Source organism: Catellatospora tritici (assembly GCF_019083965.1).
GTDB classification, from domain to species: Bacteria; Actinomycetota; Actinomycetes; order Mycobacteriales; family Micromonosporaceae; genus Catellatospora; species Catellatospora tritici.
This window is the reverse complement of the sequence record NZ_JAHRCY010000035.1, coordinates 26,569-39,452: the sequence shown is the minus strand read 5'-3', so window position 1 is coordinate 39,452 and position 12,884 is coordinate 26,569. Positions and strand designations below refer to the sequence as shown.

At 76.2% G+C, this 12,884-nt stretch carries 3 protein-coding genes; all 3 read right to left on the bottom strand.

Annotation, left to right across the window (positions count from 1 at the left end; genetic code table 11):
* Positions 1-31: 31 nt before the first annotated feature.
* Genes KUA19_RS39825 through KUA19_RS39815 form a run of 3 tightly spaced genes read right to left on the bottom strand, consistent with a single transcriptional unit; the run spans position 32 to position 12,850 of the window.
* Complete coding sequence (locus tag KUA19_RS39825) at positions 32-1,981, bottom strand: hypothetical protein (RefSeq protein ID WP_217404818.1); 1,950 nt, start codon at positions 1,979-1,981, stop codon at positions 32-34.
* On the bottom strand, positions 1,968-12,206 hold the full coding sequence (locus KUA19_RS39820; RefSeq protein ID WP_217404816.1) for a DUF6603 domain-containing protein: 10,239 nt from the start codon (positions 12,204-12,206) through the stop codon (positions 1,968-1,970). The genes KUA19_RS39825 and KUA19_RS39820 overlap by 14 nt, the downstream gene beginning before the upstream one ends.
* Positions 12,203-12,850 carry a hypothetical protein gene (locus KUA19_RS39815; protein ID WP_217404814.1) on the bottom strand — a complete coding sequence of 216 codons (648 nt, stop codon included), beginning with the start codon at positions 12,848-12,850 and terminating at the stop codon, positions 12,203-12,205. The genes KUA19_RS39820 and KUA19_RS39815 overlap by 4 nt, the downstream gene beginning before the upstream one ends.
* Between the last annotated feature and the right edge of the window lie 34 nt (positions 12,851-12,884).

Sequence of the window (12,884 nt, the reverse complement as noted above, 5' to 3'; positions counted from 1 at the left end):
GGGAATCCCCCGCTTCCGGCGGGGGAGGAAGTCAACGCGGCGCCTCTCCCGGGTGGACGTCGACGCGGGGACTGAGCGTGTCGGTGATCAGGGCATCGCGGCGCCGCGCCAGCGTGTCGGCCAGCGCCGTACGTATCGCCGCCGGTGCGGCAAGGTGCACGTCGGCGGTCAGTACCGGCTGCTCGCGCAGCTGGCTCAGCACCGTGTGCGGCTCGCCGGTCAGCAGCTGGGCGGCCAGCCCGAATCCGGCGGCCAGCACTGTCTGCGGTTCGGCGTCGAGCACCAGCGGGCGGCCCGCGTCGACCAGCGGGCGCGGGTCGCCGAGGAAGTCGTGCGGCCGCTGGGCGACCGCCCCGGCCAGTGCCCGTCCGAGCGTGGTGCCGATCCGGGCGTCGACGGCCCCGCCGACGCCGAGGCCGCTCAGGAACGGGGCGAGCTGCGCCCAGGCGGCGCCGCGCCGGTGGAACTGGTAGCCGCTCTGCCGCCAGCGCAGCAGCGCGGCGACCATCGACGGCCGGGCCAGGGCGAGCAGCCGTCCGATCTCGAACGCGGCCGCCAGCGAGATGTCCTCGCGGCCGTCGGGGACGATGATGCGCAGCTGGTCGGCGGCGTGCGCCAGTGCGAGGCGGCCCTCGGGCGGGTCGGCGGTGGGGTGCGGCACCAGTGGGCCGCGATACCAGGAGCGCACCTCGTCGCCGCGGCGCAGCTTGTGGGCCAGGCCGGTGTGGCCGGTCTCGACGACCTCCAGCGGCGGGCGCCCGACCGGTGCGGCCGGGGTGTCGGTGACCGTGCCGAGCAGCCCCGAGTCCAGGCCCTCCATCAGGCTACGGAACGTGGTGGCGCCGTATGACGTGAAGCTCCAGTGCAGCAGCACCGGGAACCGCAGTGACGGGTCCAGCGGCAGTGCGACGCTCACGTCGACGGCGGTGTGGCCGAAGTCGGCGGCCATCTCGGCGTACACGTCTGCGTGCGAACGTGCCGCCGAGGCCGTGCCCCAGGTCGGGGCCGCGCTGTAGGGCGCCGCGGCCGCGCTCGGCGTCGCGATGACCGCCCCGGTGGCCGGATGCGATGTGGCGGCCGAGGCCGCGGCGGCACCGGTTACGGCGCCCAGGAACAGGGTCGGTTCGGTGCCGAACGCCGTCGCCACCGGCTCGGCGGCCACGTGGGCGCCCGCGGCGGAGGCGGGGGACGCAGTGGTGCCCATCCGCAGGTGGTCCCACGCCGCCCCGTTGACCGCCGTGGCCGCCACTGACAGCGGGGCCATCGTGAACGGCCGTGGCGGCGGCGCCTGCGGCAGCAGTCTCGTGAACTGGCCCTCCAGGTTCACCAGGCAGGCCAGGTACTTCACCGGCACCGCCTCGCCGTGCTCGTCGCGGCCGGGCAGCGGCAGCCGGTTGGCGATGACGACCGCCAGGAACCCGTCGTCGTCGCCCATCATCAGCTCGGTGTCGTGGATGTCGACCTCGCGGGCGTGCGCGAGCAGCGGCACGTCCTTCTGGGTCGGGAAGATCCGGTCCACCATCGACTTGCGGATCAGCAGGTAGTTGCCCAGTTCCGCCTCGGCCTTGCCCTCAAGGTGCACGCCTGGGGTCACGCACTGGGCGGTCGGCTGGTTCAGTTTCAGTTCGGCTTCGCCCTCGGCGATGAGCACCAGCGCCAGCCACGGCGTGGCCCGGGGCACCCCGGTCTCGACCAGCCGCTCCCACGGCAGCGTACGGCGGCGGATCACCACCTGAGGCAGCCGCGACCCGTACGAGCCCTCCCCGCCCGCGGGCGGGAACGTGGACAGCACCTGGTCGGGCGGCAGCCCGTACCGGGGCGAGCGGACCGTGACGTAGGTCGGCAGGTCGTCGACGGGCAGGTCGTCGGCGTCGTGGCCGGTCGCGGTCAGCGTCTGGCTCGCCGTGAACCGGTAGTCGCCGGCCTGCAGCGGCGGTTCGATGCGCGAGTACAGCACGAACTTGCCCTCACCGACGGTCATGCGACGCCTCCTGCTGCTGGTCGAGGGCGGTCCAGGTGATCCGGCAGCCGTCGCCGCCGGTGGTGAGCAGCCGCGCGGTGGCCGCGACCAGCCCGTGCCGGACCAGGATCGCGGCGATGGCGGCGGGGGCGCGGCCGCTGCCGAGCACCCCGGTGACCCGCCAGTCGCCGCCCGCACGCACCCGCACCCCGACCGGCCCCGAGCCGGGCTCGACGGCGTAGAGCAGCACTGACTGGCCGCCGCTGTGCACGACCGTCGGCGGCAGCTCGCCGCGCGCGTCGCGGGCCCGCAGGGCGCCGGTCAGCTGCAGGGCCAGGCCGTCGAGCCGCTCGGCGTCCGCGGCCTCGACGGCGATCGCGACGGTGCGCACCGGACCGGAGAACCGGGTCAGCGAGGCGGCCGTGCCGTCGAGCAGGTCGGCGGCGGTGCTCCAGCGGATGCCGCTGCCGGTGGGCAGGCCGTCGCTGGTCAGTACGCACCCGGCGGCCAGGGCCGCGTGGCCGCCGAGCGCGCACAGCCGCGACCGCGAGTGCCAGCCGGCGAGCCCTTCGGCGACGGTGGTGGTGCCGTCGGCCTGCACCGCGACCAGCGCCGCCGTTGCCGGAACCGGTACCGGGCCGTGGGCGTCCGCGTCGGCGAGCACGTCGCCGCCGCCGTTGAGGATCGCGACCCGGGCCCGGCCGCTGACGTTCAGCGTCCCGCCACCGGTGGCCGTCGACGCGTCCGGAAACGTCAGCACGACCAGGTCACCGGACCCGATGACCTGCCCGCCGGCCTGCGCCTGCGCGGGCGGCGACTCTCGGCCGGCCGGCTGGGCGGGCACGTGCGGTACGGCCGCGTGCGCCGAAACCCGGCCCAGCGGCAGCGCCGCGGCCCGCGCGCTCGTGCCGGGCTCGCCGTGCGTCTCCACCCGGGCACCGGGCTGGGCGCCGAACCGGTCGGCGGGCGCCGCCCTGTCGCCGCCGTGCGGGTCGTGCGCATTGCCGGGTCGGTCGTCGCGCGTCCCGTGCGGATCGCGCGCCTTGCCGGGCGGACTGTCGGGCCTGCCCGGCAGGTCGTGGGGCTTGCCGTGCGTGTGGTCGGGCTTGCCGGGCAGGTCGTGCGACTTGCCGGGCTGGGTCGGCGGGACGTGGGTGAGCGGACCTGGGTCGGGCAGGGACGTGCCGGGCGGAGTCTGCGGAGCGCGGGGGTCCGGGACCGGTTTCGTGGCGGACAGGCCGCCGACCAGCGCGGACAGGCCGGCGGTGCCGTAGCCGTACGAGCGGGTGGTGCCGGGCACGACCGTACGCGGCACCGACGCGGCCACCAGGGTGCCCTCGCGGGGCACCGACGGTGCCGCGGCCAGGTGCAGCTCGACGGGCAGCTGGGTGGCCAGCCGCACCCGGGCCGCGTCCAGGGTCGGCGCGACCCGGCGCGGCGGTTCCCGGTCGGCCACCGTGGTGATCGCCGCGCGGGCGGCGGCACCGGGACCGGCGGTGAGATACCCGGCCACGATCGGCGCCCGGTCGACCCGGGCCGCGGGCGGGGGCGGCGGCGCGACCCGGGCCGCGGCCGCGTCGGCGCCGTTGGCGACGGCCAGGCCGTCGGCGAGCGTGCCGAACAGCGGCGGCGCCGCGACCTCGCCCCGGTATGACGCTCGGGCCAGGGCGCTGCGCGCCCCGGTCGGCAGCAGCCCGTCGGCGGTGGCCGCCGGGGCGGCGAACAGTTGCGCCTGCGCCGCGTCGAGGGCCTGCGCCACGCTGGCCACGGTCGGGGACACCACGGTCGCGGCCTCGCTGAGCAGCACGCCCCGGTCGGGGCCGGAAGCCTGCAGCGGCAGCGGCCGCCGCGACGCCTCCACCCGGTAGTAGTCGATCTCGGGGCCCCGGTGCAGCGACTGCGCCTCGGCGACCAGTTTCACCTGGTTGCCCGCGTTGATGACATCGCCCTGCGGCAGGGCGGCCGGGGCGGTGCCCGACAGCTCCGGCTGGCCCCAGGCGCCGATCGGGAACGCGTCGCGGCTGAGGTTGCTGCCGTGCTCGGTCGGCGCCGAGGCGGCCAGGTTCGCGCCGAGTTGCCGCAGCGGCTCGTCCAGCGGCACCCAGCCGCCGGAGGTGTGCTGCTCCAGCCGGATCGCCAGCACGGAGGCAAGGTCGGCGGCCTTCATCGGCTTGAGGCCCAGCGGCACCACCGCCCCGTCGGAGCGGGTCACCCGCACCGGGACCTGCCCGGACGGCAGGCCGACGTCGACGGCCGTGGTGGGCACGGTGGTGACGACGGTGAGTTCGAACTCGGCGTACACCTCGAACGGGCGCTCGCTGCTGCCGTCGGGTGTCGGCGCGGCGCGGTCCCCGCCGGTGGCCGCGGGCAGCGACCCGGCTCCGGTGATCGCCGACAGCGCCCGCGCCCGGCCGCCGCCGGCGTCCTCCAGGTACTTCGCGACGAACTCGTCCCAGTGCAGGGTGCGCGGCTCGACGCGGTGCTCGCTGCCGAACCCGACGGTGAAGCTGCACGGCCCGACCTCGAGGGTGGCCTCGCCGGAGAAGTCCGGTCCCCAGACCTTGACCTGCGCGCCGAGGGAGATGCTGAAGCTGATCGTGCCCAGGAATGTGTCGATCTTTATACCGGCGGAGATGCGGGCGTACGCCATGACCTCGAACCAGAACGGGTCGAAGTAGACGATGCCGTGCGCGCCGAACGCGATGCGCGCCCACGCCCAGCCGAAGTCGGCGCTGACTTCGACGTCCACGCCCGCCATCAGCGCCTCGGACGTCAGCGCGAAGTACGACCCGCCCTTGATCACGATCTCGTCGGTGATGCGCCACATCAGCCCGAGCCGCGCCACCTCCGGGTAGCCGTCGCGGTGGAAGTCCGGGTGGTAGCCGCCCAGCGTCAGCACGAACTGGCCCGACAGCGGCCCCTTCCACCAGGTCGCGAACGCGAACCCGCCGGTCAGGCGCACCTCCGGGTACAGCAGCCACGAGTTTTCGGTCAGGGCCGCCCGGATGATGAACAGGCCCTCGCGGGTGGAGAACCGGGCCAGCAGCCCCAGTTCGATCGAGACCAGGGCCGCCTGTGGGCGCGGCAGTGCCATGCGCGCCAGGCCCAGCAGGTCGATCTCCAGCCCGTCGCCGAACGACACCGCGATCACCGCGATGCCGTCGACCAGGCTGAACGAGTTGAAGCTGATCCCGGCCGCGAACCAGAAGTTGCCGCGCTGCGGCGGGAAGTAGTCGGTCAGCCGCCGCAGCTCCGCCATCGGGTCGGCGGGCGGCTGCGCCGCCGGGTCGAGCGCCTGGATGAACGGGAACTCGGCGAACCGGGTGACGTCGTCGGGGATGCGCAGGCCGCGGTTGATGCCCAGGCCGCCGCCGATGCCGGTGAGGAAGAACGCCGGCGGCCCGCCGATCGGGCCGTTGAGCGCGCCGAACACGAAGAACGACGGGTTGCCGGAGTCGTCGGTGTAGCCGCCGAACACCGACAGGCCGTACACGCCGAAGCGACCCAGCAGCATGCCGACGTACGACACCGGCCCGTTCTCGGGCGGGCCGACGGTCTTGAGCATGCCGCCGGCCAGCGACACCCCGGACAGGTCCGCCGACACGGCCAGGCCCATCAGGTCCGCGGCCCAGCTGTGGATGTCCAGTACGTCGCCGCCGAGCCAGCTCAGCGACAGCCGGTCCACCGCCGCGGTCAACCCGAAGATCGACACCCGGCCGTCGAACATCAGCGAGATCCGGCTGACCGTGCCGCCGGTCTCCACCGTGTCGAACCCGATCCGCTCCAGGTACAGCGGCCCCAGCTGGCGCTGCACCACCAGCCACCACGGCCCCGGCGGCGGCCCGGCGCGCAGCGAGAACTCCAGGCTGTGGCCCGGCCGCTGCTGGATGGCCAGCGCGGGCGAGAACGCCGGGCGGCTGCCCTGGCCGGCACTGCCCGAGTCGGACAGGATGCCGTTGGCGACCCCGTTGCCGCCGCCCGCCCCGGCCGGCGAGATCGCCAGCCCGGCCAGCTCGACCTGCACACCGCCGCCGATCCCGGCCGCGGCGGCCTCGCCGTAGACGTGCACCGCGATGCCGTCCAGCGACACCGCGCCCATCGACAGCAGCGGGCCGGTCGTCTTGGTGAACCGCAGCCCGAGGCCGGACACCGACACCGCCGGAGCGATCTGCAGCGCGGCCGCGGACGTGCCCGACAGCACGTACACGGTCAGGCCGGGTGCGACGGTCGCGTGCACCCACGACGCGTCGACCTCCAGCTCCACCTTGGTGTCGCCGTCGGCGATGGTGAACCGGCGGCCGGGCGCGAGCGAGATGTTGACGCCCAGGGCGCGGACGCTGCCGCTGTCGCTGCCGGTGATCCCGACCGTGACGATCCCGTCGATGGTCAGCACCAGGCCCGGACCGGCGGCCGCGTTCCACAGCAGCCGCTTGAGCCGGCCCAGCAGCGCCTCTGGTTCCAGCAGGTCCAGGGCCAAGCCCGGGTCGATCTGGGTGGAGCCGTCGGTGTCGGTGAAAACGACGCCCTGCAGGCACGCGATCGCGCGCGGCGTCAGCATGGTGCGCAGCTCGTGCACGGCGACCCCACCGGCCAGCGACACCGCCTGCGCCAGCAGCCACAGCGCCGCCTGCGCGGCGTCACCGACCGTCTCTCCGGACGGGCCCGCCGTCACCGCGGCCAGCGCCGGGGCGGAGGCGTCCAGTGCCCAGCGGACCTGCACGCTGCGCGTACCGGCGTCGTCGAGCGCCAGCCCGAGCGCGGCCAGGCGGGTGCCGCCCGCGGCCGATCCGGCCCGCACCAGCAGCAGCGGCCGGAGCGCGAACGGGCCCACGTCCGCGAGGATCGGTCCGATCCGGACCGCGACGTCCACCCCTGCCGTCGACAGCCGCAGCCGCTCCACCACGAAGTGGCCCACCCCGGCGACCGCTACGTCGGCGCGCAGCTCGACGGCGGGCACCGGCCCGCTCGCGTCCAAAGTCAGGTGCACCGGCTGGCCGGTGCCGAACCCGAGCGTCACCACACTGCCGACCGGACCGGACACGGTGACCAGGGTGTGTCCGGGGTCGAGGGCGTTGGCGAGGCTCGCCACGGCGGCGGTGATCAGCTGCGGCAGCCGGGCGGTCAGCGCCGCCGCCGGGTCGGCCGCGAACGCCTCGATCCGCGCCCCGCTGAACGCGGTCCCCTGGCGCAGGTCGAGGGCACCGCCGAGGTCGTAGACGGCATGGCCGACGTCGCGCAGCACCGACGCGGTGAGGTCACCGCGGTGGGCGGCCAGCGCGTCGAGCACCGGCGGCAGCACCGTGCCGCCGATCGCCGACAGGGCCTGCCCCAGGCCGGGCCCGTCCGGGTACAGCGTCAGCGCGGCCGCCGGCGCCGGGCGCAGCAGTTCCAGGCGCACCCCCGGATCCACCGACAGCCGCAGCCCGCGCCCGTCGATGTCCACACTGCCCGACACCGCCGGCTGCGGCAGCCCGTCGGCGCCGATCAGCAGCCCGCCCGACAGGTGCGTCGTCACGGTCGTGCCGCCCGCGGCGGTGTGCAGCGCCACGTCGAGCATCAGCCGCAACCGGTCCCCGGCCGCGACTCCGTACGACACGGTCACCCCGTCTGCCAGCGGCCACCCCGCCGCCGACCCGCGCCCCGGCACCACCAGCGGCGCCAGCGCGTCCAGCAGCGCGACCGCGCTCGCCGCCGGGCTGCTGCGCCACCCGGCGCTCGCCTGCCGCAGCCACCCGCCCGGATCGGCCACCAACCCGACCGGCACCACCACGTCCCGGCCACCGGAGGCATCCGCCGGGGTCAGCAGACCGACCGCGTCCAGGGCCAGGTCCAGCGCCGGCCGGGCCTCGGCCGACACCGCCCGCCGCAGCGCCGTCAGCAGCGCCTGCGCGGTGACCGCAGGCACCGCGACCGTCGCCAGCTCGCGCAGCCCCGCCGCGTCCGGCACCGGTAGCAGCGCGACCGTGCGCGTCGCCGCGTTCGGGGCGGCCCATTGCACCTCGACCGCCGCGCCCGGCGCGGTCCGCCCCACCAGCCGCAGCCCGCCGGTGTGCGGGTCCAGCTCGCCCAGCGACACTGTCGCCGACGCGCCCGCACCGGTCAGCGCGACCGCCGCCTCGATCAGCGGCACGCCCGGCTCGGCCAGCCGCCACGTGATGTCCAGACCGCCCGCGGCCAGGTCGAACCCGACGGTGGCCGGTCCGATCGTCCAGTCCAGCGCAGCACCGGTTCCGGTGCACCCGGGCACCAGCGCCCGCAGGTGCGCCGCCACGTCGGCCGGCGCGGCCGCGACCGCGGCCCGCACCGTCGCGGCGGTGTCGTGCAGCAGCCGGTCCAGGCCGTCAGGGTCCAGGCCGCCCGCGCGGACCACCCCGAGCAGGTCCAGCAGCGCCGCCAGGTCCGCCGACGCGGCCCGCAGCCGCGCCAGCACCCCGCCGACCAGCACCCGCACCTCGGGCACCGCGCCGGTGACCTGGTCGGCGGTGACGTCGAACGCCGCCCCGGCCGGGTCGGCGCGGACCACCCACCGTTCCCGGTCGATCCCCAGTCCGCGAGCCTCGTGCAGCACCAGCTCCGCGTCGCCGGGCCGCCCGTCGAGCGGCACCTCGACCCGGGCCGACATCCATCGCACCTCGGGGTCGCCGGACGTGCCCGGCCCGCCCAGCAGCCACCCGTCGTGCACCCCCAGGTGCACGTCCACGATCACGCCGCGTACCAGTTGCGCGGACAGGCCGCCGCCGGCCCGGCCGATCCGGCACAGCTCCACGGTCGCGCCGACGCCGACGAGCAGTCCGCCGATGTTCAGGTCGATCACCGGCAGGTCCACCCCGGCGTGCAGCGCCGTCACCGGACCGGCGGTGAACTCTGCCGCCGCGGCCGCCTCCAGCCGTGCCGAGATCCCGTCGGCGACGTACGCGCCCAGGCCGTGGGCCAGCGACTCGGCGTCGGTCGCCCCGAACACCGCGCGCACCGACAGGTCCGACCGGCGGGCCTCGGCGGCCGCCGACGGCAGGTCCAGCGGCGCGGCCGACCGCTCGACCAGCCCCGCGACCCGCATCCCGGCCGTCATCTGGTGCGCCAGCATCACCTCCGGCCACCCCGGCGCATCGGTACGGCGCAACCGGTGCAGCAGCCGCAGCGCGTCCCCGCCCAACCCGGTCTGCAGGCTGTCCACGGCCACCGCCGACCACGGCGCCCCGACCGTGATCACCTCGTGCACCATGGCGATGCCCGCGGCGGCCCGGATCGCGGCCGCGCCGCAGGCCCCGTACGCCACCACGGTCACCGACTCGGTGCGCCCGGCCAGCACCGCCGCCAGGCGCGCCGCCTGCTCGCCGACCCCGCCCCGGTCCGGCCGGGCCGCCGCGGCCGCCGCCGGGGCGGGCAGCCGCACGAACCACGTCCCGTCGCCGGTCGCCGGGATGCTCCCGGTCTGCGGCGCGTCGGCGGCCGACCGGTCGAACACGGTGCCGTCGGGCCGCCCCTCGGTCCAGCTCTGTTCGCAGCCGACGTGCACCACCGCCTGCGGCACCGGGCTCACCACCTCGGCGACCAGCAGCCCGGCCCCGCCCGCGGCGACCAGCTCGGCATAGCCCAACCCGTCCAGCACGGTGCCGGTGACCCCGTCGGGCAGGGCCGAGGGCTGCCCGACCAAGCCGTCGGTGCCCGCCCAGCGGGCCGTCAACAGGTCGAACCCGGAGGCCAGCGAGTCGCGGCCCACCAGCAGGTCGGCGACGTCGGGCAGGTTGTACGCCGCGTCGTGCAGCACCGACACCACGGTCGCCGACTCCGGCGCCAGCCCCGACGTCAGGTGCCCCACGCCCGGGGTCACCCCGACCACCGGGGCGCAGCCCGGATCCAGCCACACCGCCAGGCCGGGGGCCCGCGGCTCGCCCGCGACCGGGCACCGGTACGGGCTGCGCGCCGTGCCGCTGCCGTACGGCGCGGTGATCCGCCACCCGCTCAGCAGCGCCGCGACCGGCCCGAGCGCCGCCCGCACCCGCCCGCAGTCCAGGATCAGATCGGCCAGCCACGCCTCGACGGCCGCGGTCGGGTCCGCGCCGAGCAGCCCGCCCAGCGACAGGTGCGCCCCGCGCCCGTTCCAGCCCAGCAGCCCGACGATCGCGTCCACGGCGGGCAGGCGCAGCTCGGCCAACAGCGCGGCCAACACCCGCTCCACCACGTCCCAGTCCGGCGCGGGCAGCACCAGCCGCCCGTCGCCGCCGATCGTCGGCAGCGCGAACGGCACGCGCAGGCCCTGGCCGCGTTCGAGCACGACCGCGAGCCCGTCAGCGGCCAGCACCCCGCGCAGGCCCCTGCCCGCAGCCCAGCTCACCGTCGCGGCGAGCCGGTCGAGCTCCAGGCTCAGCCCGGCCAGGTCCAGCCGGGCGGTGTGCGCGTCGGCGCGGGCCAGGCTCAGCGTGCCGCGCACCTCGGCGGCGAACACGACCGTCCGGGCGGCCAGGTCCAGCCGCAGCAGGCTCAGCCCGACGCTCGCGGCGGCCTCGAAGTCGGTGAGCACCTGGGTGCGCACCGACCCGGCCAGGTCGACAGCCAGCACGTCGCCGGTGCGCGACAGCAGCAGGTCGATCCCGGCTGCCAGCTGCATCCGCCACGGGTCGGCGCCGGTCCCCGCACCGAGCACGGCCGCGACCGGGGCGCCGGTGATCAGGTGGCGCAGGTGCCCGAGCACGTCGGTGATCGCGGCCGGGGCCGCGGTGAGGTCGCGCCAGTAGCGCATCACCTCGGCGAGCGGGTCGGCCAGCAGCGCCGTCACGTCCAGACCGGTGACCCCGGCGGGCGGGTCCAGGCCCAGCAGCCGGTTGACTGCCGCGCCGAACGGGCCCAGCGCCGCGATCGCCGACGCGATGGCGCCCTCGACGACGTCCTCGGCGGCCTCCACCGCCGCCTGCGGCGACGACAGGTCCAGCAGCGCGTGGGTTCGCCCGGCCACGGTCACGTCGTGCAGGGTGAGGGTGAACGCCGGGCGGCCGGTCGCGTCCAGGCGTACGCCGGTGTGCAGGCTGCCGACGTGCGGGTCGGTGCCCGGCAGCAGCGCCGTACCGCCCGCGTCGGCGCCGAACACGGCCTCCAGCCGCGCGTCGGGCAGCGCCGTCACCGCACCGGTGCCGGTATCGGCGCGCAGCAGGTCAGCGGCGAGTCTGGCCCGTACCCCCGTCTGGGTCTGCAGCGCCAGCTCCACCCACGGCACCAGCACCGGATGCCCGCCGGTGCCCGGCTGCACCCGCACCCCGATCGAGAACAGCGCCGGCCCGAACGCCTTGGTCACCGCGTCACCGGCGCCGTTGACCCCGCCGTCGATCAGCAGCGCCAACTGCCCCAGCCACGCCCGCCGCCGCGCCTCCTCGGAAAGCACGTCCTCGACCCAGCCGACCAGCGCGCCGATCCCCGCCGTCGGCAGGTCGGCCAGCGGCAGCCCCGGCAGGCCCGGTACGTCGCGCAACCCGGCCAGACCCGCCACGGCCGCGAACGCCCGCAGCTCCGGCCGACTCAGGTCCAGCGCGTCCGCCTGCGCGCGCACCAGCCCGACGACCAGCTCGAACACGTCCGAGCCCAGCTCGTCGAGACTGTGCGCGTCCAGCGTGAACGTCCGCGGCGCGCCCGCCCCCGGCAGCTGCAGGTCACGCAGCTCGACCGCGACCGACAGGTCGTCACCGGTCGCCGTCGGCACCCCCAGGGTCAGCGACAGCCCGCCCAGCGACGCGGCCCGCGGCGGTGGCGCGGCCTCGGTGAACACCGCCTCCACCCCGACCGAGATCCGGCCCCCGGGACGGCCCAGCACCAGCCAGCCCGGCAGGCTGTCGTCGGGCACCACGGTGCCGCCATCGCGCACGAACCGGAACATCGGCACGTGCACCCGCGTCGCAACCCGGGGCGCGCCGCCGCTGGTGTCGTGCTCCAACCCGGCGCCGAGCACGACATACCCGGCGAACTCCTCGACCACCGCGAACACCGTCACGTGCGGGTCGGCCTCGGCGAACAGCGGCACCCACGTCTGGCCGCCCCGCGTTGCCTTTTCCGGCGGCCCCAGGATCTCGTCGACGAACCCGAGCAATGCCCGCCGCTGGTCGTCGTCGGCCATCAGGTCGCGCAGCCCGTGCTCGTTGCCCGAGCCGCCCACCGGATCGCCGAACCACGACGCGTTGGCGCTGCCATCCGGCGCCACGATGCCCAGCGCCTTGGCCAGGTCGCCGAACGAGCCGAGCGTGTCGGAGCCGACGGTCACCGCAGTCCTCGCTTCACTGGATCCGGCGTGCGGTGCCGGGCCATCGGCTGCAGCAGCAGCACGTCCCGCGCCGCACCGATCGCCCCGGGAATCAGCGGGTCGCCCGCCGTGTCGTTGCCCGTCGCCGCGCACAGCGACTGCGCCAGATGCACCAGCGCCTCCCACGCGAACGCGGTCACCGGCCCGGCCCACCCGTCCACCACCACCGCCGGACCGGCCGGCCGCGTCAGCGCGGACATCACCAGACCGGCCGGCAGTTGCTCACTGCCGACCGCGAACGGCACCGCGATCACGGCACCCTTGGGCAGCTGATCGCAGCCGACCGGCACGCCGACCGTGACCACACCGGACTCGCAGGTCAGCTCCAGCGCCGCCGACCGCACCCGCAGCTCGCTTACCCCGGCCGTCCACACCACGTCGCCGTTGCCCTTGGGCGGGGCGTCGGCCACCGTCCGCGCGGTCTGCCGCAGCAGCCGCTGCGCGTCGCCCACCGGCACCTTCAGCCGCTCGGGCGCGGGACGGCCCGCGACCAGGTACACCCCGCGGTCCAAAGCGTGGAACCAGTCCGCGTGCGCCACCGCGATCCCCAGGACCTGTGCCCCGGCCTGGTCGGGATGGTGCTGTGGCCGTGCGGCCTCCGTCATGACGACTCGACCCTCCTGCCCCGTCGCGGCCGGA

Excerpts from the sequence above, each read along its gene's own strand:
- KUA19_RS39825 (WP_217404818.1), bottom strand. The coding sequence starts at position 1,981 with ATGACCGTCGGTGAGGGCAAGTTCGTGCTGTACTCGCGCATCGAACCG.
- KUA19_RS39815 (WP_217404814.1), bottom strand. The coding sequence starts at position 12,850 with ATGACGGAGGCCGCACGGCCACAGCACCATCCCGACCAGGCCGGGGCA.